At 63.7% G+C, this 26,539-nt stretch carries 28 protein-coding genes; 14 read left to right on the top strand and 14 right to left on the bottom strand.

Annotated features, from left to right (window positions below):
* Window positions 1-13 precede the first annotated feature (13 nt).
* A complete protein-coding gene (locus J1C49_RS13500; RefSeq protein WP_227446354.1) occupies window positions 14-889 on the top strand; it encodes a haloalkane dehalogenase in 876 nt (291 codons plus the stop codon).
* Window positions 890-1,009: 120 nt separating this feature from the next.
* Complete coding sequence (locus tag J1C49_RS13495) at window positions 1,010-1,609, top strand: biotin transporter BioY (protein WP_227446353.1); 600 nt, start codon at window positions 1,010-1,012, stop codon at window positions 1,607-1,609.
* Window positions 1,610-1,749: 140 nt separating this feature from the next.
* Here J1C49_RS13495 and gluQRS read toward each other — a convergent pair whose 3' ends face one another.
* From gluQRS to J1C49_RS13475, 4 genes are read right to left on the bottom strand one after another with little or no spacing between them, the layout of a single operon-like run.
* A complete protein-coding gene (gluQRS, locus tag J1C49_RS13490) occupies window positions 1,750-2,613 on the bottom strand; it encodes a tRNA glutamyl-Q(34) synthetase GluQRS (RefSeq protein WP_227446352.1) in 864 nt (287 codons plus the stop codon).
* A complete protein-coding gene (locus tag J1C49_RS13485; protein ID WP_227446351.1) occupies window positions 2,610-3,215 on the bottom strand; it encodes a class I SAM-dependent methyltransferase in 606 nt (201 codons plus the stop codon). Before J1C49_RS13485 ends, gluQRS begins: the two co-directional genes overlap by 4 nt.
* Before the next feature lie 13 nt (window positions 3,216-3,228).
* Entirely contained in the window at window positions 3,229-4,626 is a 1,398-nt protein-coding gene (gene trmFO / locus J1C49_RS13480; protein WP_227446350.1) for a methylenetetrahydrofolate--tRNA-(uracil(54)-C(5))-methyltransferase (FADH(2)-oxidizing) TrmFO, read from the bottom strand.
* 39 nt (window positions 4,627-4,665) lie between these two features.
* Window positions 4,666-5,454, bottom strand: a complete 789-nt coding sequence (locus tag J1C49_RS13475; protein WP_255670712.1) for an enoyl-CoA hydratase — start codon at window positions 5,452-5,454, stop codon at window positions 4,666-4,668.
* A 284-nt stretch (window positions 5,455-5,738) separates the two neighbouring features.
* Here J1C49_RS13475 and J1C49_RS13470 point away from each other — a divergent pair, with 284 nt between their 5' ends.
* Window positions 5,739-6,167 (top strand): PaaI family thioesterase, encoded by a 429-nt coding sequence (locus tag J1C49_RS13470; RefSeq protein WP_227446348.1) that lies wholly within the window; start codon window positions 5,739-5,741, stop codon window positions 6,165-6,167.
* Here J1C49_RS13470 and speD read toward each other — a convergent pair.
* Together speD and J1C49_RS13460 are read right to left on the bottom strand one after the other, a co-directional pair.
* Entirely contained in the window at window positions 6,162-6,653 is a 492-nt protein-coding gene (gene speD, locus J1C49_RS13465; protein WP_227446347.1) for an adenosylmethionine decarboxylase, read from the bottom strand. The genes J1C49_RS13470 and speD overlap by 6 nt on opposite strands.
* A 179-nt stretch (window positions 6,654-6,832) precedes the next feature.
* Window positions 6,833-7,060 carry a DUF1127 domain-containing protein gene (locus J1C49_RS13460; RefSeq protein ID WP_227446346.1) on the bottom strand — a complete coding sequence of 76 codons (228 nt, stop codon included), beginning with the start codon at window positions 7,058-7,060 and terminating at the stop codon, window positions 6,833-6,835.
* A gap of 94 nt (window positions 7,061-7,154) precedes the next feature.
* Between J1C49_RS13460 and J1C49_RS13455 the strand changes: the two genes are divergently transcribed.
* From J1C49_RS13455 to J1C49_RS13440, 4 genes are all read left to right on the top strand, one after another.
* Window positions 7,155-8,549 carry a PLP-dependent aminotransferase family protein gene (locus J1C49_RS13455; RefSeq protein WP_227446345.1) on the top strand — a complete coding sequence of 465 codons (1,395 nt, stop codon included), beginning with the start codon at window positions 7,155-7,157 and terminating at the stop codon, window positions 8,547-8,549.
* Window positions 8,550-8,894: 345 nt separating this feature from the next.
* The gene (gene rplM / locus J1C49_RS13450) at window positions 8,895-9,353 is read left to right on the top strand and encodes a 50S ribosomal protein L13 (protein WP_227446344.1); all 459 of its coding nucleotides are present in this window, start codon (window positions 8,895-8,897) and stop codon (window positions 9,351-9,353) included.
* A gap of 6 nt (window positions 9,354-9,359) precedes the next feature.
* A complete protein-coding gene (rpsI, locus tag J1C49_RS13445) occupies window positions 9,360-9,854 on the top strand; it encodes a 30S ribosomal protein S9 (RefSeq protein WP_227446343.1) in 495 nt (164 codons plus the stop codon).
* Between the two features lie 153 nt (window positions 9,855-10,007).
* The gene (locus J1C49_RS13440) at window positions 10,008-11,045 is read left to right on the top strand and encodes a glycosyltransferase family 2 protein (protein ID WP_227446342.1); all 1,038 of its coding nucleotides are present in this window, start codon (window positions 10,008-10,010) and stop codon (window positions 11,043-11,045) included.
* Here J1C49_RS13440 and J1C49_RS13435 read toward each other — a convergent pair.
* The 5 genes from J1C49_RS13435 to metA all read right to left on the bottom strand — a co-directional run bounded on the left by J1C49_RS13435 (window position 11,032) and on the right by metA (window position 15,541).
* Entirely contained in the window at window positions 11,032-11,889 is an 858-nt protein-coding gene (locus tag J1C49_RS13435) for a sulfotransferase family protein (protein ID WP_227446341.1), read from the bottom strand. The genes J1C49_RS13440 and J1C49_RS13435 overlap by 14 nt on opposite strands.
* Before the next feature lie 125 nt (window positions 11,890-12,014).
* The gene (locus J1C49_RS13430) at window positions 12,015-12,632 is read right to left on the bottom strand and encodes a TetR/AcrR family transcriptional regulator (protein ID WP_227446340.1); all 618 of its coding nucleotides are present in this window, start codon (window positions 12,630-12,632) and stop codon (window positions 12,015-12,017) included.
* Window positions 12,625-13,494: a polyphosphate kinase 2 gene (gene ppk2 / locus J1C49_RS13425; RefSeq protein WP_227446339.1), complete on the bottom strand. Its 870-nt coding sequence runs from the start codon at window positions 13,492-13,494 to the stop codon at window positions 12,625-12,627. Before ppk2 ends, J1C49_RS13430 begins: the two co-directional genes overlap by 8 nt.
* 93 nt (window positions 13,495-13,587) lie before the next feature.
* A complete protein-coding gene (locus J1C49_RS13420; RefSeq protein WP_370639415.1) occupies window positions 13,588-14,571 on the bottom strand; it encodes an alpha/beta fold hydrolase in 984 nt (327 codons plus the stop codon).
* A 28-nt stretch (window positions 14,572-14,599) separates the two neighbouring features.
* Window positions 14,600-15,541, bottom strand: a complete 942-nt coding sequence (gene metA / locus J1C49_RS13415; RefSeq protein WP_227446338.1) for a homoserine O-succinyltransferase — start codon at window positions 15,539-15,541, stop codon at window positions 14,600-14,602.
* A gap of 166 nt (window positions 15,542-15,707) precedes the next feature.
* Between metA and J1C49_RS13410 the strand changes: the two genes are divergently transcribed.
* Window positions 15,708-16,310, top strand: a complete 603-nt coding sequence (locus J1C49_RS13410; RefSeq protein WP_227446337.1) for a hypothetical protein — start codon at window positions 15,708-15,710, stop codon at window positions 16,308-16,310.
* Here the strand turns inward: J1C49_RS13410 and J1C49_RS13405 are convergent.
* Together J1C49_RS13405 and J1C49_RS13400 are read right to left on the bottom strand one after the other, a co-directional pair.
* The gene (locus J1C49_RS13405; protein WP_227446336.1) at window positions 16,282-17,154 is read right to left on the bottom strand and encodes an ATPase; all 873 of its coding nucleotides are present in this window, start codon (window positions 17,152-17,154) and stop codon (window positions 16,282-16,284) included. The two genes, J1C49_RS13410 and J1C49_RS13405, sit on opposite strands and share 29 nt — an antisense overlap.
* Window positions 17,155-17,227: 73 nt before the next feature.
* A complete protein-coding gene (locus J1C49_RS13400) occupies window positions 17,228-18,370 on the bottom strand; it encodes a glycosyltransferase (protein ID WP_227446335.1) in 1,143 nt (380 codons plus the stop codon).
* 141 nt (window positions 18,371-18,511) lie between these two features.
* Here J1C49_RS13400 and ccmE point away from each other — a divergent pair, with 141 nt between their 5' ends.
* A complete protein-coding gene (ccmE, locus tag J1C49_RS13395) occupies window positions 18,512-18,967 on the top strand; it encodes a cytochrome c maturation protein CcmE (RefSeq protein ID WP_227446334.1) in 456 nt (151 codons plus the stop codon).
* Window positions 18,968-19,106: 139 nt separating this feature from the next.
* Window positions 19,107-19,601 (top strand): cupin domain-containing protein, encoded by a 495-nt coding sequence (locus J1C49_RS13390; RefSeq protein ID WP_227446333.1) that lies wholly within the window; start codon window positions 19,107-19,109, stop codon window positions 19,599-19,601.
* 3 nt (window positions 19,602-19,604) lie between these two features.
* Here J1C49_RS13390 and mnmA read toward each other — a convergent pair whose 3' ends face one another.
* Window positions 19,605-20,747 carry a tRNA 2-thiouridine(34) synthase MnmA gene (gene mnmA / locus J1C49_RS13385; RefSeq protein ID WP_227446332.1) on the bottom strand — a complete coding sequence of 381 codons (1,143 nt, stop codon included), beginning with the start codon at window positions 20,745-20,747 and terminating at the stop codon, window positions 19,605-19,607.
* Between the two features lie 122 nt (window positions 20,748-20,869).
* Here mnmA and J1C49_RS13380 point away from each other — a divergent pair, with 122 nt between their 5' ends.
* The 4 genes from J1C49_RS13380 (at window position 20,870) to recG (ending at window position 26,406) form a co-directional block, all read left to right on the top strand.
* Window positions 20,870-21,148 (top strand): DUF1153 domain-containing protein, encoded by a 279-nt coding sequence (locus J1C49_RS13380; RefSeq protein ID WP_227446331.1) that lies wholly within the window; start codon window positions 20,870-20,872, stop codon window positions 21,146-21,148.
* 93 nt (window positions 21,149-21,241) lie between these two features.
* On the top strand, window positions 21,242-21,958 hold the full coding sequence (gene ctrA, locus J1C49_RS13375) for a response regulator transcription factor CtrA (protein WP_227446330.1): 717 nt from the start codon (window positions 21,242-21,244) through the stop codon (window positions 21,956-21,958).
* A 225-nt stretch (window positions 21,959-22,183) separates the two neighbouring features.
* Window positions 22,184-24,319, top strand: a complete 2,136-nt coding sequence (gene ligA / locus J1C49_RS13370; protein WP_227446329.1) for an NAD-dependent DNA ligase LigA — start codon at window positions 22,184-22,186, stop codon at window positions 24,317-24,319.
* Window positions 24,316-26,406, top strand: a complete 2,091-nt coding sequence (recG, locus tag J1C49_RS13365) for an ATP-dependent DNA helicase RecG (RefSeq protein WP_227446364.1) — start codon at window positions 24,316-24,318, stop codon at window positions 26,404-26,406. The genes ligA and recG overlap by 4 nt, the downstream gene beginning before the upstream one ends.
* The last annotated feature ends 133 nt before the right edge of the window (window positions 26,407-26,539 follow it).

The raw sequence follows: 26,539 nt of genomic DNA, 5'->3' as shown, positions 1-26,539 counted from the left end.
GCAGGGCCAACTGATGACTGACACGCCAGTGAAAGACAAATCCTTCGTCGCGGTGAATGGCCGCCAAATGGCCTATGTCGAGATCGGTGAAGGTCGTCCCATCGTCTTTCTGCACGGCAATCCGACCTCGTCCTACCTTTGGCGTGACGTGATGCCGGCGCTTGTCGGGCAGGGGCGCTGCATCGCGCCCGACCTCATCGGGATGGGTGACAGCGACAAGCTGCCCGAACCCGACGCCACAACATACACGTTTGAGACCCACAGCCGGTATCTCGACGGGTTCATGCAGGCCCTTGGGCTGGAGCGCGACGTGACGCTTGTTGTGCATGACTGGGGCTCGGCGCTTGGGTTCGACTGGGCGAACCGACACCGCGACGCGGTGCGTGCCATCGCCTACATGGAGGGCATTGTACGCCCGCTTGAGACATGGGCGGAGTTCTCTCCGGAGGCCACGCCGCTCTTTCAGGCGCTGCGCTCCGAGGCCGGCGAAGGGCTGATCCTTGACCGCAACGTCTTCATCGAGAAGATCCTGCCCGGCTCGATCCTGCGCGGGCTGAGCGATGCGGAGATGACCGAGTATCGACGGCCATTCCTCGACCGTGACGCCCGCTGGCCAACGCTTACCTGGCCGCGCCAGATCCCCATCGCGGGAGATCCGCCTGACGTTGTCGCGCGCGTCGCGGCTTATGCCGAATGGCTGAAAGAGAGCGACCTGCCAAAATGCTTTGTCAATGCCGAGCCGGGGGCCATCCTGACCGGTGCCGCTCGCGCGTTTTGCCGGACGTGGAAGAACCAGCATGAGGTCACTGTCGCGGGCAGTCACTTCATCCAGGAAGACAGCGGGGCAGAGATCGGGCGGCACCTTTCCGACTGGTTGCGCAGCTGGTGACTTTGCATTCGAAAACCGCAATTTGCAAATTAACTGCCCGCCGCGGCACCCTGTGCCTTGCGAGATGCGCGCGCTTCGGGCAAAACCGGGCGCAACGAATATTTCCTTAGGGGGACGGACATGAACCTCACCATGAACCACGATGTGCTGACCGATCGTCTTGGCGCAAACGAAGGCGCAGCCTTGCGCATCAAGCAGGCCGTGCTGGTCGTGCTCGGCATCGCGCTGCTGGCTGTGGCTGCAAAGATCAAGATCCCGATGTGGCCGGTGCCGATCACCATGGGCACCTTTGCTGTCCTGACCATCGGCGCGGCCTATGGTCCGCGTCTCGGGCTGACGACCATCCTGAGCTACATGATCCTCGGGGCGGCCGGGTTCGACGTGTTTGCGGGATCCACCGCAGAGGCTTACGGGCTGACCTACATGATGGGGGGCACGGGCGGATATCTGGTCGGCTACGTGCTTGCAACGCTGGCGCTGGGTATGCTGGCCCGCGCGGGCTGGGACCGTTCCATGCCGAAAATGGCCGTGGCAATGCTGGTCGGCAATGCGTTGATCTACGTGCCGGGCCTGATCTGGCTTGGCATGCTCTATGGCTGGGACAAGCCGATCCTCGAATGGGGTCTGACACCGTTCCTTGTTGGGGACATGATCAAGCTGGCACTGGCTGCGCTGATCCTGCCTGCGGTCTGGAAATTCGTGGGCGACGCGCGACGCTGAACGCGCGCCACACGGTAACATGCCTGATGCGGCGCCGGTCTTCTGGCGCCGTTTTTCTTTGCGTGGCGGCGGTCGCCATGAAGCAGACGGCCGGGTCATGCCTCATCGTTGGCCGTGCTGCATGTTCAGCGGCGCTTGTTTCAGATACCCAACCAGCGCCGCAGCTCGTCCGGGCTGTGCCCGGCCTCGCGATAGGTTGCGAGTGAGCGGGCGTCGTCGCGCTTTGCCAGCCGTTTTCCGGCATCGTCCCGGATCAGCGCGTGGTGATGATACAGCGGTCGCGGCTTGTCCAGAAGCGTCTGGAGGAGCACGTGAATGCGCGTGGCCTCAAAGAGGTCCTGCCCGCGCACCACATGGGTGATCGACTGCTCCGCGTCATCGACAACCACCGCCAGATGGTAGGCCGCACCCATCTCACGCCGCGCGAGCACCACATCGCCGATGCGACCGAGAAAGTGCTCGGCCGTCGTCTGGATCTGTCCGGTTTGGCCATCCGGACCGGACCCGGTTTCTTCGAAGCACAGGTCGCCATGGATCTCCGCCAGCGCACGCCGCATATCGAGGCGCAACGTGGCATCCTTGGGGCGGGCGCCGACGGGCGGCTCGTCCGGACGGCAGGTTCCGGGATAGACGAGACCATCGGGGCCATGCACCGGCACACCTTCTTGAGGCGCGGACAAGGCCTCGCGGATATCGCGGCGGGAACACTGGCAAGGATAGAGCAGCCCCGCGGACCAAAGCTGGTCAAGGGCTGCGTCGTAGGCGTCAAGGCAGTCGGATTGTCTGCGGCAGGGTTCCGGCCAATCCAGTCCCAACCAACGCAGGTCCGATTTGAGCTGCTGTTCCCATTCCGGGCGTGCGCGTGAGCGGTCCAGATCGTCGATCCGCAATAGAAAGACACCGCCGGACGCGCGCGCCAGCGCGGCGCCGACCAAGGCGGAATAGGCGTGACCGAGATGCAGCGGGCCGGTGGGCGATGGCGCAAAGCGTGTTCGAAACGTCACGTTTTTTCAAGCACGTATACGGTGGCTTGCATGTTGCGTCCGGTCAGGTGCGGACCGTGTTCTCTAAAAACCGACCGCATGGTACCGGCTGCAATCAGCGCGTCGACATGGGCGTCGAACGTGGGGTCTTCCAAGGTGTGATCATTGAAGGAAAACACGGTCTTGGCACCGGGTGCCAAGGCATCGGTTATTCGGTCAAGCACCGAAAGGGGCGCGGCGCCTGCGCCGATCACGCCAATGGCCGCGATGGCGCTGTAACCGGTCGGAATGGCACAATCCGCGATGATGGCATCAAGCGTGCGATAGACGCCCTTTGCGCGGGCCTGCGCCAGCATGCCCGGGGACAGGTCGACCCCGTCCACCGTGGTAAAGCCCGCCAGCCGCAAGGCCATGCCGGACAACCCCGTGCCACACCCGAAATCGAGCACCGGTGCGGTGAGATCAGAGACGACCGAGGCCAGGGCCTCCGCGCAGCGACCAGGGGTTACATAGCCGTTTTCGGCGACTTCGGCTTCGTAGCTTGTCGACCACGCGTCATACAGCGCGCGTGTCTCGTCCGCGCCGCGGGCTTGATACACTTTGTCCAAAAACCGGTCGGTCATGAATTGCAGAGTTCTACTCCGCGGCGTGCCCGTCAAGCCCTTCGACCATCTCAGCCTGCGTGGCGATGGAAGGTTGCGTTGCAAGCCATTCTTTCCACGCATTTTTTGCGCGGTCGGTATAGGCCTTGTAGCGCTCGCGCCGGCCACGGCGGCCGCCGCGCATGCCGTCGAGCGGGCGGAACAGGCCGAAATTCACGTTCATCGGTTGGAAGGTCTTGGCGTCCGCCCCGCCGGTGATGTGATGGACCAACGCGCCGTGGGCGGTGTCCTGTGGCACGGTGTCGAGCGATTGGCCCAGCAATTCAGACGCGGCCATCCGGCCCGCCAGAAGCCCCATCGCAGCCGACTCGACATAGCCTTCGACGCCGGTGACCTGGCCCGCAAAGCGGATATGCGGCTTGCTGCGCAAACGCATCTGCGCGTCCAGCAGGGTCGGGGAATTCAGGAAGGTGTTGCGGTGAATGCCGCCAAGCCGCGCAAAGCGCGCATTCTCAAGCCCCGGGATCATCCGGAGCACATCGGTTTGCGCGCCATATTTCATCTTGGTCTGGAACCCGACGATGTTGAGCAACGTGCCAAGCGCGTTGTCGCGCCGAAGCTGCACCACCGCGTAGGCCTTTTCCTCGGGCTTGTGCGGGTTGGTCAGGCCGACCGGCTTCATCGGCCCATGGCGCAGCGTTTCACGGCCGCGTTCAGCCATGACCTCGATGGGCAGGCACCCATCGAAATAGCCCGCGGTTTCGCCTTCGTGGAACTCTGTCTTGTCCGCCGCAAGAAGCGCATCGATGAACGCTTCGTATTGCGCCTTGGTCATGGGGCAGTTGACGTAGGCTTTCTGTTCTTCTTCCGTCTCGCCCTTGTCATAGCGCGATTGTTTCCAGGCGACCGACATATCGATGGAGTCCGCGTAGACGATGGGCGCGATGGCGTCGAAGAACGCGAGCCGGTCGGCTCCGGTCTCGCGCTGGATCGCCGCCCCGAGCGCCTCGGAGGTGAGCGGACCGGTGGCAAAGATCCAGTGCCCGGTCTCGGGCAATTCCGCGACCTCTTCGAGGGAAATCGCGATGTTGGGATGCGCGGCGAGCGCATCGGTGACAGATTGCGCGAACGGTTCGCGGTCCACCGCCAGAGCACCACCGGCCGGCACCCTGTGTTGATACGCCGTGCGCATGATCAGCCCGCCGGCCTGAAGCATTTCCCAATGCAGGAGGCCCACTGCGTTCTGTTCATGGTCGTCAGAGCGAAACGAGTTGGAGCACACCATCTCCCCGAGATTCTCGGTCTGATGTGCAAATGTTTTCACCTTGGGCCGCATCTCGTGAATCACGACCTTCACGCCCATGTTTGCGGCCTGCCATGCGGCCTCGGATCCGGCCATTCCGCCGCCGACGATATGCAATTCCTGTGTCATAGGGCGCGATGTAGTGGAAAGCCCGCGGAGAGCCAAGGCTCAGGACCAGTTTGGCGGGCGCTTTTCCAGAAACGCCGCGATGCCCTCTTCCGTGTCACGATAGAGCATGTTTTCGACCATCACCGCGCCGGTATGGGCATAGGCATCGTCCAGCCCGAGCTCGGCCTGGTCATAGAAGGCACGTTTGCCGATGCGCACCGCCGCGCCAAGCTTTCCGGCCACCGTTTCTGCGAGCGCGCGGGTCTCGGCCTGCAACGCCTCGGGCGCAACCGCACGGTTGATGAGCCCGGCGCGCACCGCTTCGTCTGCTTGCATGAACCGGCCGGTTGTCAGCATTTCGAACGCCTGTTTTCGGGCGATGTTGCGGGTCAGCGCGACCATGGGGGTCGAGCAGAACAGACCGATATTCACCCCGTTCACGCCAAATCGCGTGTCATCGGCTGCCACGGCCATGTCACAGGTGGCCACAAGCTGGCATCCGGCTGCCGCAGCGATGCCGTGCACCTGCGCAATCACGGGTTGGGGCAGGCGGGTCAGGCCGGTCATCACCCTTGAGCAGCGATTGAAGAGATCCGCAAAGGCGGCGCGCCCGCCATCTTCGGCCTGCCGCGCCTCGGTCATCTGGCGCAGATCATGGCCGGCGCAAAATGCGCGCCCGGCACCGGAGATCACGACAACCCGTGTGGCGCTGTCTTCGGAAAGGCGATCGATCTGGTCTTGCAAGGCCGCCAGCATCTCGTCTGACAGCGCGTTCAACCGATCGGGCGCATTCAGGGTCAGATGCGCGATCCCATCCGCGTCTTCGCGTTTCAAAAGATCCACATGCATTCCTTTCGTTCATGCCCGACATTCTGCGGGTCTGGCGGCTGACCATCTGTCACAGGCGTGCCGTAAAACAGGTGTTTTTTCAAGTCCTGGCGCCCCGCGTCTCCGGGCTGCGGCAGCAGCACTCCGGGTTTGGGCAGCCGACGGGGGGGCACGGGTTCTGGCCCGCAATGCATGCGCGGTTCGGGGTGCGGGCAGGCGCAGGATGCGGGATGGGTGTTGGGCTGAAAAAGGTTGACCCTCCGGACGGAAGAAGGACCAATGCCGCGACGCAAACGGAGGATTGAATGGCGATCGTAATTGGCCCGGAAGAGATGGCGGGGTTTTTGGATGAGGTTTTTCCACAGGTGAAGGGCATGTTCGGGATCGACCGGATCGACGAGTCGCTCACCGTCATGCGGCTATTCAACGAGGAGCGGCATCTGCGCCCGGGCGGCACGGTGTCCGGCCCCGCGATGTTCAGCCTCGCAGATGTGGCCGCCTATGTGGCCACGATGTCGCGGATCGGGCGCGAAGCGCTCGCGGTCACCACCCATTGCAGCATCGATTTCATGCGCAAACCCGCGGCGGGCATCGACCTGATCGCGGAGGCGCGGGTTCTCAAGCTGGGAAGAACGCTGAGCGTCACTGATGTCTTGCTGTTCTCCGAAGGCATGCCGGAGCCGGTGGCCCATGCCAGCCTGACCTACTCCATCCCGCCACGCCGGAGTTCATGAGCGCGCGGGCAGCACGTCCTCACCTCTGCGCAGCGCCCGGACGCGCACGTCGTCCGTCTCGAAAGCGCGCGCGAGCACGCCAACGGTCTGCCAGGGATCGGCATCGCCACACATGAAGACATCGAACGCGCCATAGCCGATTTCGGGCCATGTATGCACGGTGATGTGGCTTTCGGCGAGAACTGCAACGCCGGAGAGCCCGTGTGGCGAGAACCGGTGCACATGCATATGGACGAGGGTCGCGCCACAGGCGGCGATGCAGTCCTGGAATGCCGCCCGGATGCGGTCCTCACGGTCCAGCCCCTTGCCACCGACAACCTCGATGATCAAATGGGTGCCCGCAAAAAGGGTGGTGCCGTCCTGGGCAAAATGGTCGACCCGGTCTGTAGCCCTGACGGCGCGCGACGCGGTGCCGTCCGTCGCCGTTGAGGGCGCGCCTGTGCGTTGAGGTTTTCCGGAACGCGCCACTGCGCCGAGATCCTTCATTGCTCTTCCCTGTGCCACCTGCGCCAAGCCGCAGCGCGCGGGACCCCTCGGTGCGGGGCCATGCCGCTTCAAGCTGCGCCGGATTGCAATCGGGTGCAACAGGAAGGCCGGGGACGCACAGAAAAAAGGCGCGGGAAGACCCCGCGCCCAAGGTGGAAGAGGTCTGGGGCGGCCAGGGATCAGCCGACCCAGAACGGTCGCCGGGCCTCCAGAAGAGCGGACCGGCGATCAAGGCCCACATCCGCGAGGAGGTGGGAATCGAGTTGCGCGAGCGCCAGCCTTGTGCGGTGGCGTTCGGACCATTTGGCAAAGACCACCGCAAGACGCAGTGCCACTTTTGCCGCCGGCGGCAGAGATTGCGCCGCGGTCAGGTAGGCGAGGGGGGCGAATGTTGCGTCTTGTGCCATGATCTTTCCTTTCGATTGTATTGACACATTGTGTAACCTGTGTGCAAAATACCGATACAATAATTGGGATGTCCGGGTCGATGGAAATATTGTGATGGATACAATTTCCGATCTTTATGAAACGCAGGGCGCGGCGCCAAAATACAAGGCGGTCGCTGCCGCGATCCGGAACGCCGTCAGCAGCGGAGCGCTCAGGCCTGGCGACAAGCTGCCGCCGGTACGTGACCTCGCCTGGCGGCTTGGCATCACCCCGGGCACCGTCGCGCGGGCATACACGCTGCTTACCGAAAGCGGCGAGGCCGCCGCGGCCGTGGGGCGGGGCACATTTGTCGCGACCCCGAAGCCCGCACCCGCGACGCAGAGCCCTGACCTGCGCGTTTTGCCGCAAGACACGGACACCGTGACGCTTTTCTCCGCGCGATTGCCGGATGTGGGACAGGTTGCCATGATCCGGAAAGCCATGGGGCGTCTGGGTGAAACCGACCCGGACGCATTGCTCAATTACCCAACACGAGAGAGCTTCGAGCCGGCGCGCCGCGCGGTGCTGCGCTGGCTTGGCGACACCGTTCTGGGGCAAGTCGATCAGGCGGATCTGGTGCTGAGCCACGGCGGACAATCGGCGGTGTCGCTCGTGATGCAGTCGGTGCTGCATGGCCCGCGTCCCGTGGTGATGCTCGAAGAACTGAGCTATCCCGGTTTCCGCCGCGCGGCCCAGCTCTTGCGGGCGGATGTGGTCTCTGTCGCCATGGATGCGGATGGATTGTGCCCCGAGTCGCTTGATAGGGTCGCCCGTGAAACCGGCGCGCAACTGCTTTGTACCAGTGCCGAAGTGCACAATCCGACAGTGGTGTTCACCCCGCCCGAGCGTCGCGAGGCCATTGCAGAGATCGCGCGCCGCCGTGGGTTTCATATTCTCGAAGATGACTGCTATCGCATCGGTCCGGCGCGCGCGGCGTCCTATCGCTCGATCCTACCGGACCAGGGGTGGTATGTGTCGTCGATCTCGAAATCACTGACGCCTGCGTTGCGGATCGGGTTCGCGCTGGCCCCGAAACGCCATCGCGGCGTTTTGCGCCGTGCCGCCGAGGACGGTTTTTTCGGACTGGCGCGCCCCTTGGCGGAGCTGACCGAGGATCTTCTGTCGCAGGACGAAACCTACGAGATGATGGCGGCGGTTCGGGCGGAGATGAACCGCTATATCCGCGTGGCCGTGAATATTCTTGGCGGCTACGATCTTGTCTGGAGCGAAGAGATCCCGTTCCTGTGGCTGCGGCTTCCCGAGGGCTGGCGGGCGGCGAGCTTTGCCCAGGCCGCCGAGGCGCGCGGCGTCCAGATCCGGCCCGCGGAGGAATTTGCGCTGCGGGATGCCAATGCACCGCATGCAGTGCGGATTGGCGTCAATGCGCAGGTCAGCCTTTCCAGCTTTGAAGCGGCCATCGAGACATTGCGCAGCTTGCTGGACAATCCGCCCGAGCGGATCGCCATTTGATCCGCCGGGTTGGCGCGCGCTGGCGGGATTGGCGTCAGGGGATGGCGCGGCAGAGTGCACACGGTCCGGTCTGAGAAGCACGGTGCGGTGTCAGCGCAAGCGCTTCTTGGCGTAGCGGCTCTGCGATGCGGGGCGCAGCATCTGTGATGGTCTGCGTGCGCAGGATTGTCAGGGGAAGATATTGGGGTAAAATAATACCGTATTTTTAGGACGCTGTTTTCGCTTATTTATTTCCGGTCATATGCTCTTGACGCAAAAAGCGGTGCGTATATAACGCAGCGATCAGTTCTCGGGCCGTGCGCGTCATGCGGCGGCCCATTCTCTTACACCGACGGGATCATCGAGATGAAAACCTTTTCTGCGACCCCGGCAGACATCGAGAAGAAATGGATCGTGATCGACGCTGAAGGCGTTGTTCTTGGTCGTCTCGCCTCGATCGTTGCCTCGCGGCTGCGCGGTAAGCACAAGCCGAGCTTCACGCCCCACATGGATACGGGCGACAACGTCATCGTCATCAACGCCGACAAGGTGCAGCTGACGGGCAAGAAGCGCGAAGAGCGCCACTTCTGGCACACCGGCCACCCCGGCGGGATCAAGTCGCGCACCAAGGCGCAAATCCTTGAGGGCGCACATCCCGAGCGGGTCGTGACCCTTGCGGTCAAGCGCATGCTGCCGTCCAACCGCCTGTCGCGCAAGGTCATGACAAACCTGCGCGTCTATGCCGGCGCCGAGCATCCTCATGAGGCGCAGGCGCCCGAGGTGCTGGACGTCAAGTCGATGAACAAGAAAAACACGCGGGTGTAATCAGACATGGCTGATCAAGTGACCTCCCTCGATGAGCTGGCCAAAGCCGTCACCGACGATCTCGGTGGTGCGGCCATGGTCGAAGAGACCCCCCGTGAGCCGGTTCGTGACGAATTCGGCCGCTCCTATGCCACCGGCAAGCGGAAGGACGCGGTTGCCCGTGTCTGGATCAAGCCCGGTTCCGGCAAGGTGACCGTGAACGGCAAGGAAATGAACGCGTATTTCGCGCGTCCCGTGCTTCAGATGATCCTCGCGCAGCCCTTTACGGTGGCCGGTGTCGAAGGCGAATTCGACGTGCAGGCGACCGTCAAGGGCGGCGGCCTTTCCGGTCAGGCCGGCGCGGTCAAGCACGGCATCTCCAAGGCTCTGCAGCTCTATGATCCGTCGCTGCGCGGCGCGCTCAAGGCGGCAGGCTTCCTGACCCGCGACAGCCGCGTGGTCGAGCGGAAGAAATACGGTAAGCGCAAGGCGCGCCGCAGCTTCCAGTTCTCCAAGCGCTGATTTGCCTGTCAGGCAAGATCACGGGCCGGCCCTCTCGGGGGCCGGCTTTTTTCGTTATGGCCACCGCAGCAGTCGGTTTTTTTGGCGTGGGCGCCGCGGCTTTGCGCTGCGTGGCGCTTGACGGGGCAGTCAAGCTGCGCCACTCCAATCCGCATGACGCGCTACCGGATCGCCCACGCCAAGAACCTTGTTACTGTCGAGCACGGGATGGTGCATCCCGATCGTCTGACCCTGTTTTCCACGATGCGCGACGAACTTGGTTTCCTGCCGGCCTGGCTGGATCATCATCGCGGCCTCGGCTTCGAACAGTTCCTGATCTGGGATGATCAGTCCGATGACGGCAGTTTCGAGTTTCTTTGCGCACAGCCCGATTGCATCGTGCTGCGGGCACCGATGCGGTTTGGCGATTTGATCGATTACACCGATCCGGAAGGGCAGACACGGCGTGAACGTGTGGGCACTTATCTCAAGATCGCGCTGCCACCTTGCTTTCTGCCCGGGCGATATGTGTCTTATCTGGACGCGGATGAATTCCTGATCCTGCCGCCCGGCGTGGCGCATGTCGGCGAGGTGATTTCGCGGCTCGCGGGGCAGGGCGCCAGTTCGGCTGTGGCTTCTGTGGTCGAATTCTTCCCGGCCGGCGTCGCTGGCCTTGAGGGTCGTCTGCCACAGGATTTTGACGCCTTGCTTGCAGCCTATCCCTATTTCGAGCCGGAGCCCCTGGTGCAACTGCGCCCCGGAGAGCCCCCGGTTCTCACCGGACAGAGCAAGACGGCACGGCTCTTCGAGCGCTATGGGATCGAGCCAAGGGTCGAGCGGCGCGGCTGGCACCGCCTCTACATGCCGGCCCGCGCCAAGAAGGCGCAAATGTTCCAGAAGTCTCCGCGACACAAGACGCCCATCGTGCTGCGCAGTGACGAAAGCTACCTCACCGGCTCGCACAACGCCAACCTGCCGCCATCGGCGTCGGTCTTGCTGACGGTGGCCCATTTCGTCTTCACCGCGCAATTCGCCGACAAGATCGAGCGGGCAACCCGCTGGGGCGCACACGCCAATGCCGCGGCGAAATACGGCTACTATCGCAAGCTGCTGGATGCGATGGGGGACGCGCCCGACGGGTTTCTTGGCCCGGAGTCCGTGGCCTATAGCGATGCCGGACAGCTGGTCGACGCCGGTCTCATGCGCTGGTGAGCGCAAACCGTGCGGACGGCCAGAGCGTTTCGATTTCCGGTAAGCGCCGCGCCACGGCTTCGTAGACCGGTGCATAATGGCGGGCAATCTCGCGGCTGGTCTCGTCTGGCAGCGGCTTGGACGCCGTGCCGCGTGCATTGACCGGACGCGCGCCTGCATCGGGCTCGACAGGAACCTCGGCAAACCGGGCAAACCGCGCCACGCCCGCCGGTGTGATCATGTCCTCGAACAGGCAGATGAACCGGTCCTCGGGTGCAAAGACCGTCTCGATGGCCTCAAGGGTCAGATCATAGCGCATACGGGCGGCGGCTTCCGCCCCGCTGTAAAAGCCCCGCAGGCCAACGCTTTCCGCCTCGTCGGGCAGGCGACCCTTGGCAACCTCCATGCGGTAATGCGACCGGAGCCGCGCAACCGGGTCACGCATGGCAAACAGCGCTTTCGTGGCGATCCCGCGTGCGTCAAACCCATCGCGAATGCCCTTGAGGATCGGCGCGGGCAGGGCCGCATAGGAGGGGGTCACATCGCCGGTCCGCCGGGTGCCCGGCTTGGCAAGCAGACCGGCGAAATAGGCAAAATAGCGATCCCGGTCGGTCTGCATCTGCCAACGCAGGTAGTCCGCGGGAAGCGGCTGCCCGATGCGCCGTTTCGCCTCCGCTCGCAGCTTTTGCAGCATACCCGGTTCGGCGACCTTGTACCGGGCAAACACCGATCCGAGGTCTGCTTCCCAGATCTGGTATTCTCCGAGCCGTCCGAAATCCGATCCGGGCTGGCGGGCGAGATAGGCCTGCATCCAGCTCGATCCGCATTTCTGACCGCCGAGGCCGAGGAAAAATGTGCCAGTCATGGGTAGTCTCTTGATGGTAATGCGACGCGAGCCCGTCGAGACATCGCGCGCGCTGTCGTTCTGGCGGGGTTGCGGTGGCTGGTGTGTCCGGTCACATGCGGGAAACGGCGGATCATGGTTCGCGGTCAGGTGTCTTCAGGGATGAGCCCGAGCCCGCGCAAATACACGCCGATCCCCGACTCGAGCAGATCCTCGGGTGGAAAGGGCGCCTGCGTGCCCGGTGAATTGCGCGCAAACAATTCCACGACCCCGTGGCTCAGCGCCCAGATATGCGCGGAGAACATCGCCGGAGGTGGGCGCTTTTCGGGTGGAATATGCTCGGACAGCTGTGCCGCGGCCTTTTCGAGGATGCCGCGCGCCCGCATCGAGGCTGCAGCGAGTTCGGGGGAGCGATTGACCGAGATGCCGCTTTCGAACATCGCGATGTAGTGACCGGGATAGCGCCGCGCGAAGGCGAGATAGGCCCGTCCCGTGGCCTCGAACGCCGCCAGCGCAGAGGGTTGGCCGGTTTCAAACGCGTATTCCATCAACTCGGCAAAGATCTGGTAGCCTTGCAGCGCGGCCTCCGCGATCAGATCCTCGCGCCCGTCGAAATGGCGGTAGACCGCCGCCGGGGTCACGCCGGCCTGCTTCGCCGCCTCCGAGAGGGTAAACCCGGTCGGTCCCTTCTCCTCGATCAGGGTCAGCGCCGAAGAGACCAGCGCTTCGCGAAGGTTGCCGTGGTGATAGCCCCGTTTAGGCATGCCAGAGTTCCGGACCGTTACAGATCAGCGGATCGGGGGTTCCGACGGCCTTGATGTCCTTGCGGTCGTAATCGAGCGTGCTCAGCACGTGGCGGATCGCGGCGAGGCGAGCGCGCTTCTTGTCGTCGCTGCGCACGATCGTCCACGGCGCGGTGTCCGTGTGCGTGCGCGTGAGCGTCTCGGCAATCGCGTCGGTGTAGGCGTCCCATCGCGGCAGCCCCTTCACGTCGATGCCGGAGAGCTTCCATTGCTTGAGCGGGTCGCTTTCGCGTTTGAGAAACCGCGCCAGCTGTTCGGCGCGGCCAACCGTGAGCCAGAACTTGAAAAGATGGATGCCCTCATCCACGAGCATGGCTTCGAAACCGGGCGCCTGGGTGAAGAAATGCGCGCGTTCTTCGGGTGTGCAAAAGCCGAAAACATGCTCGACCACGCCCCGGTTGTACCAGGACCGATCGAAAAACACGATCTCGCCACCCGCCGGCAGGTGATCGATATAGCGTTGGAAATACCACTGCGTCTGTTCCGTGTCGGACGGCTTCGACAAGGCCACCACCCGCGCGCCGCGTGGATTGAGGTTCATACGAAAGCGCGCAATCGTGCCGCCTTTTCCGGCGGCGTCGCGCCCTTCGAAGACGCAGACAACCCTCTGGCCGGTTTCCTTGATCCAGGACTGCATCTTGACCAACTCGATCTGGAGCATGGCAAGCTCGCGCTCATAGGGTTTGCGCGCCATCTTGTCCGAATAGGGGTATCGCGGATCGAGGATGTCGCCTTTTTCTGCCCGCTCGATGGCATGCCGGACGGCGTCGGGAGCCTCCTCGCGAAAGAAGCGGGAAATCGCACCGTCAAAGGGCAGGGTCATCGGTGCTCTCCTTTTGGACAGGGACAGAACGAGGGGCGGGACAGGCCCGCGCCTGTCCGAGTATGCGGCGAGAGCACGAGAGGATACAAGCGCTTAGCCTGAGCGACCGGCGTGCTCCAGCGCGCGTTCGATGGCCGCCAAGATGGCGTCTTCGTCTGCGTGGTGCGGCATGTGTCCGATATCTTCCAGCACCGTGACCCGCGCACGCGGCAAAACGGAGACGGCGCGGTTTGCGTGCACCGTCAACGGCACGGTGGTGTCCGCATCGCCATGCACGAATTCCACGGGCAGCGTCATCTCGGGATAGCGTTCGGACAGGGCCACCATATGCGGTCGCAAATGGTTGACCTGCCGGGCATTGGCGCGCAGCGTGTCCCGGCGCAAGGACAGTCCGGGCCCGATATGCGCCAGGTAGCCGTCCGGCGCGGATTGCGGCGCGAAGATACCTTCGAGCACGTCGCCGGTGTTCATCGGGTCGGTGCTGGCGGTGACAAGCGGCGGCACAAGCGCGCCGCCGACCGAGGACCCCAGCACCTTGTAATAGGCGCCGAGTTCGCCCGGCCATGGCATGGCAACACCCGCGACGCTGACAATGGCCGAAGCCTCATGCTCAAGCCCCCAGGCCATGGCGACCGCCCCGCCGAAGGAATGGCCGAGCACCACTGGAGTGTCGACCCCAAGCTGCTTTGCGGCCCCCGCGAGCAGGGCGGCCTGCTCCTGTGGCGTCTCAGCCGATGGCGCAAAGGCCCTGTCATACGCCGGATCGACCCGCCCGGTATAGCCGAGCCCGGGCCGGTCAAAGGCGGTCACTCGGTAGCCTGCCTCCACAAGCCGGGGCATCAGTGAAAACGTGAAATCCCGCAGGTTGCCGCCGGCCCCGTGGATCAGGACCACATCCGGTCCGGTGCCGTCCTGCACGTAATGCACACGCACAGCGCCTTCGGTCACAAAGCGGCCCACTGGGGGCCAGCGGTCCTCGGCAGAGGCTTCCATGCGCGCGGCGCGCTTGTCCGCCCATATGCCACAGCTGCCCAGCGTGAGCGCTGCCCCGATCACAAGTGCCCGCACGATCATCATCTCTCCCAATCCGTGGCGCCGACGGGTGTCAAAGCCTCAGATCTGTTGATTTGGAGCCAATCTCCTGAAGGTCAAAGGGTGTGGTCTGGTAGATCTCGGTGATCCAGTTGCCGAACAGCAGATGCGCATGGCTGCGCCACCGGTTTTGCGGGGTCTGCGTGGGATCGTCGTCGGGGTAGTAGTTTGCGGGGATGTTGATCGGCGTGCCCGCCGCCACGTCCCGATCATATTCGCCCTTGAGCGTGTCGCTGTCATATTCGAAATGGTTGAACACATAGAGCGCGCGGTGGTCGGGGTCTTCGACAAGACACGGGCCGGTTTCGGCGCTGTCGATCAGGATGGCCAAACCGGCGGCCTCGATTTCCGCACGGCGCAGTTCGGTCCAGCGCGACACGGGGATCACCATGTCGTCGGAGAAGCCACGCAGGTAGGGGGACGCGGGCGCGCAGTTGCGGTGGCGGATGCAGCCGAAAGCCTTGGCCTCCAGCATGTGTTTGGCAACGCCATGGAAATGGTTGATCATCGCCATCCCGCCCCAACACACGCCGAACGTGGAATGCACATGGGTCTGGGTCCAGTCAAAGACCCGTTGCAGCTCGTCCCAATAGGTGACTTCGTCGAAGGGCAGATGCTCGATCGGCGCCCCGGTGATGATCAGCCCGTCGAACTTCTCGCCGCTCTCGGCGATATCGGAGAATGGCCGGTAAAACTCGGCCATATGCTCGGCGGCGGTGTTCTTGGTTTCGTGCTCCGTCATCCGGATCAGCGACAGCTCGATCTGTAGCGGGGTCGCCCCGATCAGCCGCGCGAACTGGTTTTCGGTCGCGATCTTGCGCGGCATCAGGTTCAACAACCCCACGCGCAGTGGCCGGATGTCCTGCCGGGCGGCGGCGTCCTCGCCCATGACCATGACGCCTTCAGATTGCAAGACCGAGTAGGCTGGCAAGGAGCTGGGCAGTTTGATGGGCATGGGTCTGACCTTCGTTCTCATTGGGACGCGACAGATAGGGCAGCAATCGCGGTTTCACAAGCCGCACGCAGGATCGGCATCTGCTCCCGGTTCGCCTGGCGGCTTGATCGACCGTGTCAGTCATGCTTGGCTCGGCGCATGAAAGCAGTTCTTGCCAGGAGACGCCATGACACGCATCGGAAGACCGCTCCGGATGGGCATTGCCGTTTTGGCGGCATTAATCGTCGGCATGCCACAGCAAGCCCGCGCGCAGGACGACGACGGCATGGCGTTTCAGCGCTGCATCTGGCGTTGCCTTGCAAGCAATGGACCGGCTGACAATCCGCAATACGAGCGCTGCGTGGCACGGATCTGCACCGAAGGGGGGATCGCGCAGGTGCCGTTGCCCAACGCGCGAAGCCCCGGCGACCGCTGGTATGGGCACGTCCTGCGCGACGGCACCGCCTATGCGGGCGTGCACGCGACGGATGGCAGCCATGCGTTTTACTTCACCTGCGACGCGTCCGGCAAAAGGACGTGGCGGATCGTCGGCACCGAGATGCCGGAAGGAGACTGGGATCTGTTTGCAGATCGCGTGACCCGAACGCTGCGCTTCCAAAAGGATGGCGAAGACCTCGTGGCCCCCGTTGCAGGGGATGACGCGTTGCTTGCAGCGCTCAAGAAAGGCAGCGTGATGACCTTCGGCCATGTGGATATGCCCGAGCACCCGATCGCACCGCTCAGGGGGTCGTCAAAAGCGATCAGCGCCGCTGAGGCGCGCTGTCAATAGCCTCTGCAATCACGTCGATGAAATCCGCCTCCGCGCCGACCTGCGCCATGGCATCGGCCTGCACCGTCACGCCCCAGTTCTCCGCCATCGCCCGGTAGAGCGGTTGGCGATGCGCAAGCGCCCGGGCATAGGTCCAGCGGATGAAACTGTCCGGGTCGACGGCGTCGGCCCGCAGCCCGGTTTCGGCGAGGTAACGCTCCCACGCGGTTTCGAGAAAGGCGGGCTGGTAGGCCATGGGCTTTGGTGCGCGGTCAAAGCGGCGTTCCAGTTCGGCCATATGGTCCGTGCCGCTCTCGATCCAGACCATGAGCGCCCGCTCTGTCAGTGCGGTCAGGATCGGATCGTCCGGATCGTGCGGATCGACCCATTCACAGATCGAACCGCCGGTGTCACAAACAAAATGCGGATAGCCATAAAGCGTCTCCGCGCGGTCGATGAAGTCGCCGGTGTCGAGCAGCGCCTGCATCTCGGCGCGGCGGAACTGCTCCTGTCGGCGCCGGTATTCCACTATCGGCAACCCGCCACGCTCCGGTGCGCCCGGCTTGCCCAGATAGGCAGAGACCGGTGCCAGATTGTCGAAGGTCAGGTTGGAGCCGATATAGATCGAATCCGACATCAGAAGATCGCGCAGATACGGCACCTGCATGGCATGGCGCTTGGCCTCATCGGCGATGTATTCGCCCATGTACCGGGTGCCGATGCGGTAATCGATGGAGTAGTGAAACCAGTCCCCGGTTTCTCTCAGCATGGTGGAAACATGGGTCTTGCCGAGCCCGGACATCGCAAACAGCACCACGCGGCGCTTTTCGGCATGACACCAGTCGGCAGCGGTAGGATAAATCATCGGCATGGCCCTTGCTTCGGGTCAGGGGCGCGCGCCCCGTCTGGCTTTTGGGTAGCGGCGTTGGCGCGGGCCGTCAAACCGACGGGCCGGCGATCGTGTCGCGGATAACGCGCTCGAGTTTTTCGAGCAGGACCCCATTGTCGAAGCGCTCCAGCGCGGTGGCGCGCGCGGCACGGGCGAGCCGGTCGGGGTCCGGCAGGGCAAAGGCCTCTGCAATGGCGGCGGCGAACCCGTCCTGATCCCATTCTTCTACAAGAAAGCCGTTTTTGCCGGGTATCACGGCTTCCGGGATGCCCGCGTGAACCGTGGAGATCGGGATGGCACCGCAGGCCAGAGCTTCCTGAATGGCGGTCGGCAATCCTTCGGTGTTGCCGTCCTTTGCCGTCACGGAGTGTTGCAGGAAGAAGGCCGTCTGGGCGAGATGCGCGCGCACCGCATCATGGGGCAGGGCGCCGGTGAAGGTGACCTGGTCGGCGACGCCGAGATCGGCCGCCCGGGCGCGGGCGGGCTCCAGCAGAGGACCATCGCCGATAAAGGTCAGATGCGCGGCTGTGCCTCGTGCGGCGGTGGCGAAGGCGTCGAGCGTGACCAGCGGGGCCTTTTTCTCGACCATGCGCCCCACGGCCAGACAGCTCAACGGCCGCTTATCACCGGGCTGAAAGCGGCTTGTGTCGACCCCGGAGGGGATCACATGGGCGTTGGGGTGGCGCACGCCGTGGCGCGCGAGGTTATCAAGCAGGAACTGGCTGACCGAGATCATGCCCGCCAGCCTCGGCATCATCTTGCGGTAGGAGCGCACACGCTGGGCCGAGCGCAGCGCGCGCGACGCATCGGTTCCGCGCCAGTAGGTGAAGACCGGAATGCCAAGATCATTGCCGAGCTTGGCGACAACGAGCGCCTGTGTGCCGAATTCGGAGAGGATCACATCGACGCGCTGCGCGCGCAGAAAGGCGGCCAGCGCCGCGCGGTTGTCACCAAAGGGCAGCCGTGACGTGCCATGCAGCACAGCACCGCTCAGCGCCGCGAAGGGGCGCAGCAGCGTGTCGCGCGCGGAGAGCTTTGCGCGCCGCTCGAATAGCGGTTTTTGATAGGGATCGTCACCATTGGCCCGGCCGCAGATCACGCAGGTATTGCCGCCGAACAGATGCGCGATGTGGCGATTGATGAAGGTCTCGCCCGGCACGTGGTAGTCGGACGTGGCGATGGCGGCTTTCATGGGTGATCCTGAACTGGCATGGTCCGGTGTCGTCTAGCGTGCAACGCTCAGGCTGCCAAGGGCTGCGGCGAATTGCGCCGGGGTCTCCCCAAACCCGGCAGAGCAGACTATATTACGCAGGCCGGAGGAGGAACGCGTTTTATGGCCCTGAAATCGCTCAAGAAGAAACGTCGCATTCAGATTATCGCGCTGGCGTCCGTGGCGCTTGTCGTGTCGACCGCGCTGATCGGATACGCGATGCGCGACGGGATCAACTTTTTCCGCTCGCCGACCCAGATCGTGGAAGAGCCGCCCGCGCCAACGGAGGTGTTCCGCATCGGTGGCCTCGTGGAGGAAGGCTCCATCGTGCGGGGCTCGGGTGAACAGATCAAGTTCTCCGTGACCGATGGCGGTGCCACGGTGCCGGTGGTGTATACCGGCGTTCTGCCCGATCTCTTCGAGGAGAATCAGGGCATGGTCGGCACCGGACGCTATGTGGACGGTGTGTTCGAGGCGAGCGAGATCCTTGCCAAACATGACGAGACCTACATGCCCGCGGAAGTGGTCGATATCCTCAAGGAACAGGGCGTCTATCAGGAGCCTGACAAGGGATCCTGAGCGGGGCGCGCCGATGATTGGCCCTCAGGGTTTCGAGCGATGCACAAAGCATGCACATCGCATGCACATTCCATGCGCATGATCGTGCGTTTCACCGGGCCAGCCGTCCTTTGACCCGACATCCGTGAGAGAGGACGCCATGACCGAGAAGCCTTACCTGCTCCGTGCCGAAGAGATCGCCGCCATGGCGGGGTTGGAGAAAACACATTTCCTCAATCCCGACGCCAAACGCGTCAACAAATCGCTGGGGGACGCCACGGGCCTCACGGGGGTGGGCGTTCATCTCATCGAAGTGGCGCCGGGCGCGGAAACCACGGAATACCACGTTCATCACCATGAAGACGAATGCGTCTATATCCTCGAAGGCACCGCAACCGCGCAGATCGGTGACGACAGGCTTGCCGTCGGCGCGGGCGATTTCATTGGATATCGCAAGGGCGGTCTGGCGCATACCATCGTCAATACCGGAGACCAAACGCTGCGCTGTCTCGTGATCGGCCAGCGGCTCGACCATGACATCGGTGACTACCCGAACAAGGGAAAGCGGATTTTCCGCAATGTCGGCTTGCCGTGGACGCTGGTCGACCATGACGCGCTCACAAGCGTCACAGCGGGTGCCAAGACCAAGGACTGACGCTCAGTATCCGCGCCAGATCCAGCCGCCTCCGAAGATCCGCGAATCGTCCGGTGCGTAGAACACGCAGGCCTGACCGGGCGAAACGCCTTCTTCCGGCGTCAGCAGTTCAACTTCGGCAGTGGTTTCGCTCAGCGGCCGGATGATCGCGTCACGCGGGGGGCGTGTCGAGCGCACCTTCACGGCGAGCGGCCATTCGGAGCGCGACGTGAAGGGGACATCGCCCAGCCAGTTGATTTCGCGCACCGGAATCGTGCGGGTCGCGAGCATCTCCTTGGGGCCGACAACCACGCGCCGGGCGTCCACGTCGAGCTTGACCACGTAAAGCGGCTCGCTCAACCCGCCGATTCCCAACCCGCGGCGCTGTCCGATCGTGTAATGGATGACCCCGCGATGCGTGCCGAGCACGCGCCCGTCCGCATGCACGATCTCGCCGGGTTCCGCGGAGCCGGGGCGCAGCTTTTCGATTACGGCGGCATAGTCGCCGTTCGGCACAAAGCAGATATCTTGGCTGTCGGGTTTGTCGGCCACCGCAAGACCGTACCGCGCCGCAAGCGCGCGGGTCGCGTCCTTGGACGGAAGATGCCCGAGCGGAAAGCGCAGGTAATCGAGCTGTTCCGGCGTCGTCGAAAACAGGAAGTAGGATTGGTCCCGCGCGGCATCGGCGGCGGCATGCAACTCCGCGCCGGCCGGGCCCATCTTGCGCTGGATATAGTGACCCGTGGCCATGCAATCGGCGTCGAGATCTTTTGCGGTTTCAAGCAGATCGCGGAACTTGACCCGCTCGTTGCAGCGGATGCATGGCACCGGGGTGGCCCCCCCGAGATAGCTGTCGGCGAACTCGTCGATCACCGCTTCGCGGAAGGTGTTTTCGTAATCCAGCACATAGTGCGGAAAGCCCATCTCCTCGGCCACGCGTCGCGCGTCGTGGATGTCGCGCCCCGCACAACAGGCGCCCTTCTTAGCGAGGGCCGCGCCGTGGTCATAAAGCTGCAAGGTGACGCCGACAACGTCATACCCTTCTTCCTTCAGCTGCGCGGCCACGACGGAGCTGTCGACGCCGCCCGACATGGCAACGACGACGCGCGTTTCCGACGGCGGTTTTGGCAGCCCGAGCGAATTCAGCGGGGCAGGATCGAGAGGCATGACCGGTCTCCTGAAAGTCAGAGGCAAATATAGGAAAATCCGAACTACTCTCAAGGGCCCGTTTCAGGCGCTGTTAAGAGGTGCTCGGCTTGAGTAGGCCAACCAGGTAACGAGGGTTTGGTATGTATCTCAAGAAAGTGGATGGGCCGCGTGCCGTGCAGCTTCCGGATGGCAGTTTCATGACCCGCGCGGATTTGCCATCGGTCGAGACCCGTCGATGGGTGGCGTCCCGCAAGGCTAAGGTGGTTGCGGCGGTGCAGCACGGGCTGCTCACATCGGAACAGGCCTGTAAAACCTATGGGTTGAGTGACGAAGAGCTTCAGGAGTGGATCAACGCGGCCGATTGTCATGGCATCGACGCATTGAAAGCCACACGGCTGCAAAAGTATCGTCAACCCTAAGTTGCAAAATAAAGGAATCGCGTTAAGGTAATAAGGCGTTAACTATTCTATCCCAAAAAGGCCTCAGAGAACTGGGGAAACCGGAGGCTGTAAATGCGTATCCTGCTTGTGGAAGACGATCCCACAACCGCCAAGAGCATTGAACTGATGCTCGGTCATGCAAATCTCAATGTCTATTCCACCGATCTGGGTGAAGAAGGCATCGATCTGGCAAAGCTATATGATTACGATTTGATCTTGCTTGATCTGAATTTGCCGGACCTGAACGGCTATGAAGTCCTGCGTCAATTGCGCGTGGCGCGGGTCGATACACCCATTCTGATCCTGTCGGGTGAAGACGATACGCAAAACAAGATCAAGGGCTTCGGGTTTGGCGCCGATGACTACCTGACCAAACCGTTTCATCGCGATGAATTGATCGCGCGTATTCACGCGATTATCCGGCGCTCCAAAGGGCATGCGCAATCGGTGATCCGGACGGGCAAGGTCTCTGTCAATCTCGATGCCAAAACCGTCGAGGTGCAGGGCAAACCGGTCCATCTCACAGGCAAGGAATACCAGATGCTCGAACTGCTGTCCTTGCGCAAAGGCACGACGCTGACCAAGGAAATGTTTCTCAACCACCTTTACGGCGGCATGGATGAGCCCGAGCTGAAGATCATTGACGTGTTTATCTGCAAACTGCGCAAGAAACTCAGCGAGGCCACGGGCGACGACAATTACATCGAAACGGTTTGGGGCCGCGGCTATGTGCTCCGCGATCCGCAACCGGTGCTCGACGATCCCAGCCCGATCGCGGCTTCCGCCTGACACAGGCCGTTCTCACGACGCCCGCAGGATAAGGCGGGACGCAAACGCTTTCCGGAAGGCTTCGTGGCAGGGATACCTGCGCGAAGCCTTTTTTTGCGCGCCCGCTCTGCTTTGGCTCCTTAAGTGCACGACGCGCCAGCCGCGCAAACTTGCGCGCTGCACTGGACGATCGCGGACCCGAGACCTATCACTCGATCCAATCCCAAACTGGAGAGGCGCGCAGGGATGAGTTTTGAGACACGCGAACCGGAAGCCCTGACCGAGAGTGAAGCCGCAGACGAGCTTGCCCGTCTTGCCGCGCTGCTTGCGGAGGCCAATCTGGCCTATCACGCCAAGGACGCGCCGGAGATTTCCGACGCCGAGTACGATCGCCTCAAGCGCCGCAATGCCGCGATCGAAGCGCGCTTTCCCCATCTGAAACGCGCCGACAGCCCGGCCGATCAGGTCGGTGCCGCCCCCGCGGAGGGGTTCGGCAAGGTGCGCCACAGCGTGCGGATGCTGTCATTGGCCAATGCGTTTGACGACGCCGATATCGCCGATTTCGACAAGGGCATCCGCCGCTATCTCGGTTTGGCCGACACGGATGCTCTGATCTACACGTCCGAGCCCAAGATCGACGGGCTGTCCCTTTCGCTGCGCTATGAAGATGGGGAGCTTGTCCAGGCCGCCACGCGTGGCGACGGCGCGATTGGCGAAAACGTCACCGAGAATGCACGCACGATTGCGGATATCCCGCACCGGCTCGAAGGCGCGCCTGCCGTGCTCGAAGTCCGGGGCGAAGTCTATATGAGCCATGACGATTTTGGCGCGCTCAACGAGGCCCAGACCGCGCGCGGCGGCAAGCGCTTTGCCAATCCGCGGAACGCCGCCGCCGGCAGCCTGCGCCAGCTTGACCCGGAGATCACGCGCAGCCGGCCGCTGCGGTTTTTCGCCTACGCCTGGGGAGAGCTGAGCGCCCCGCTGGCCGAGACACAGCTCGGCGCGATCGAACGGCTGGCCGCGCTGGGGTTTCAGACCAACCCCTTGACTCGACGCTGCGCGGATGTGGCGGAGATGGTCGCCCATTACCGTCGGATCGAGGAGGGCCGGGCGACGCTGGGCTATGACATTGACGGCGTCGTCTACAAAGTGGATTCGCTCGCGCTTCAGGAGCGGCTCGGCTTCCGCTCGACAACCCCGAGATGGGCGATTGCACATAAGTTTCCCGCAGAGCTTGCCTGGACGCGGCTCGTCGCAATCGATATCCAGGTGGGCCGGACCGGCGCCCTGTCTCCGGTGGCGCGGCTGCAGCCGGTGACGGTCGGCGGCGTGGTGGTCTCCAATGCGACGCTGCACAACGAAGACTATATCGCCGGCTTCGACTCCAAGGGAGCGCCGATCCGGGCGGATGCGGATGGCACGCCCAAGGACATCCGCGTGGGTGACTGGGTGCAGGTCTACCGCGCGGGAGACGTGATCCCGAAGGTTGCGGATGTCGACATATCCAGGCGCGACGCGGGCGCGGAGATGTTTCAGTTCCCGGTGCATTGCCCGGAATGCGGATCGGACGCGATCAGAGAGCCGGGAGACTCGGTCCGGCGCTGTTCGGGTGGCCTGATTTGTCCGGCGCAAGCGGTGGAAAAGCTGAAACATTTCGTGTCCCGCGCGGCCTTTGACATCGACGGGCTTGGCGCCAAACAAGTCGAGCAGTTCCATGCGGATGGCTGGATCCGTGAACCGGCAGACATCTTCACGCTGCGCGAGCGGTATGGAACCGGTATGCAACAGCTCAAGAACCGCGAGGGCTGGGGCGAAAAATCCGCCAGCAACCTGTTTGACGCCATTGACGCGCGCCGGGAGATTGCGCTGTCGCGGCTGATCTTCGGGCTGGGTGTGCGGCATGTGGGCGAACAGGCCTCCGCCCTGATCGCGCGGCATTACGGAAGCTGGACCGCGTTCGATGCGGCGATGCTGGCGGCCGAACCCTGCGATGGGCCTGCCTGGGAAGACCTGATCGGGATTGACGGGGTTGGACCGGTGATGGCCAAGAGCCTTGTCTCCGCCATGAACCAACCCGCCGAACGGGAGTCGCTGGCACGGCTTGTCGCGCAGCTCGACGTGCAGGATGCCGAGCGCCCGCAGGTTGCGGACAGCCCCGTGGCGGACAAGACGATCGTCTTCACCGGCAGTCTTGAAAAAATGACGCGCGCCGAAGCCAAGGCGCGCGCCGAGGCGCTTGGGGCCAAGGTCTCCGGCTCCGTCTCGGCGAAGACGGATATCGTGGTGGCCGGACCGGGGGCCGGGTCGAAGGAGAAGAAGGCGCGCGAGCTCGGAGTGACGATCCTCGATGAGGATGAGTGGCTGGACCTGATCGAGGGATGACCGGGCGCCCGGAAGTGCTCTGGCCGCTTTTCGCAGCGGCGCAATCGCTCGCCGGGGTGGGCCCGAAGACGGCGCAAGCGCTTGAGCATATTGGTATCTCGGCGCCGCTGGATCTGCTCTATACCTTGCCCTATGCGGTGATCGACCGGCGGTTGCGCGACACTGCGGAGGGCGCGCCGCTGCCTGCGGTGTTGACGCTTGCGATCCGCATTGGCGAGCATCGCCCGCCGCGCAAGCGGGGCGGCGCCTACCGGGTGATGGCCAATGACAGCGGCGGGCCGCTCCAGATCGTGTTTTTCCATGCCAAAGCCGACTACCTGATGCGGTTGCTGCCGCCGGGAGAAGAGCGGATCGTCTCCGGACGGGTCGAGTCGTTCGATGGCGTCGCGCAGATGGTGCATCCCGACCATGTTCTGCGGCCCGATGAGGCGCAGGATTTGCCGGGCTTCGAGCCGGTCTATCCGCTCACTGCGGGGATCACACAAAAACTGATGGTCAAAGCAGTGGCGGATGCGATGACGCGGCTGCCGGATCTCGAAGAATGGATCGACCCGGCCCAGAAGCGCGAGACCGTTTGGCCGGACTGGCGCGCGGCGTTGCTGTTGGCCCATGCGCCGGAAGGGCTGGACGACCTTGCCCCCACCGCGCCGGCGCGCACGCGGCTGGCTTATGACGAGTTGATGGCACATCAGCTCACATTGGCGCTCGCCCGGGCGGACCGGCGGCGGGGGCGGGGCATGGTGACACAGGGAAACGGCCAATTGCGGCGGCGGGTTCTGGACTCCTTGCCTTATCGGCCCACGGGCGCGCAGCTGCGGGCGATGGACGAGATCGCCGCGGACATGGCGCAATCCGAGCGCATGAACCGCCTGCTTCAGGGCGATGTCGGAGCGGGCAAGACCCTTGTGGCCTTCATGGCCCTGCTGACGGCCGTGGAAAGCGGCGGGCAGGGCGTCATGATGGCACCGACGGAGATCCTGGCGCGGCAACATCTCGAAGGGTTGCAGCCGCTGGCGGAAGCGGCGGGCGTGGTGCTTGAGATCCTGACCGGCCGCGACAAGGGGAGCGAGCGCGCCGCCAAGCTAAACGCTTTGGCCAAGGGCAAGATCGGCATTCTGGTTGGCACGCATGCGGTCTTCCAGAAAGACGTGCAGTTCGCGGATCTGCGGCTTGCGGTGGTCGACGAGCAGCATCGCTTTGGCGTGCGCCAACGGCTGGAGCTCGGCCAGAAAGGGCAGGGCGCGGATGTGCTTGTGATGACGGCAACGCCGATCCCGCGGTCGCTGTCGCTGGCGCAATATGGCGACATGGACGTGTCGGTGCTGGACGAGAAGCCGCCCGGCCGCAAACCGATCCAGACGGCGATGGTCTCGACCGAGCGGATCGACGAGGTGGTCACGCATCTGCGCCGCGCCGTTGCCGAGGGACGGCAGGTCTATTGGGTGTGTCCGCTGGTCGAGGAGAGCGAAGTGTCCGATCTCGTGTCGGCCGAGGCGCGGTTCAAGCATTTGCGCGCGGTGCTTGGCGAAGGGCGCGTCGGGCTGGTTCATGGCCAGATGCCCCCGGCCGAGAAGGACGCCGCGATGGCCCGGTTTGTCGACGGCCAGACGGCGGTGCTTGTGGCGACAACGGTGATTGAGGTCGGCGTGAACGTGCCCAACGCGACGATCATGGTGATCGAGCGCGCGGAAAGCTTTGGCCTTGCACAGTTGCATCAGTTGCGCGGTCGGGTCGGGCGCGGCGAGGCGGCCTCGACGTGCCTCTTGCTCTATCAGGCGCCGCTGTCGGAAACGGCCAATACGCGCCTGACGACGCTGCGCGAGACGGAGGACGGATTCCGCATTGCGGAGGTCGACCTCGAGATGCGCGGGGCCGGGGACCTCATCGGGACGGCGCAGAGCGGCTTGCCGCGGTTCCGGGTTGCCGATCTGGAACGGCAGGCGGGTTTGATGGCCATCGCGCAAAGCGATGCCCGGCGTCTCCTCGCCGATGATCCGGCGCTGACAAGCCCGCGCGGCAAGGCTGCGCGCCTGCTGTTGTGGTTGATGCGTCAGGACGAGGCGATCCGCCTGATTTCGGTCGGCTAACCGCAGTAGGCGACGGCGCTGCGCGGTCCGGGCAGGGGCTTTGCCTCGCCACATTGGGACCAAGCGCCCGAAGGCTCATACGGCAGGTCAGGGCCCTCATTGGTAAGTGTCTGAAAATCCTCATAATTCCATT

Origin of the sequence: Cognatishimia sp. F0-27, from assembly GCF_020667845.1 — a bacterium.
GTDB lineage: Bacteria > Pseudomonadota > Alphaproteobacteria > Rhodobacterales > Rhodobacteraceae > JAFMPQ01.
This window is presented reverse-complemented; position numbering and strand designations above follow the sequence as displayed.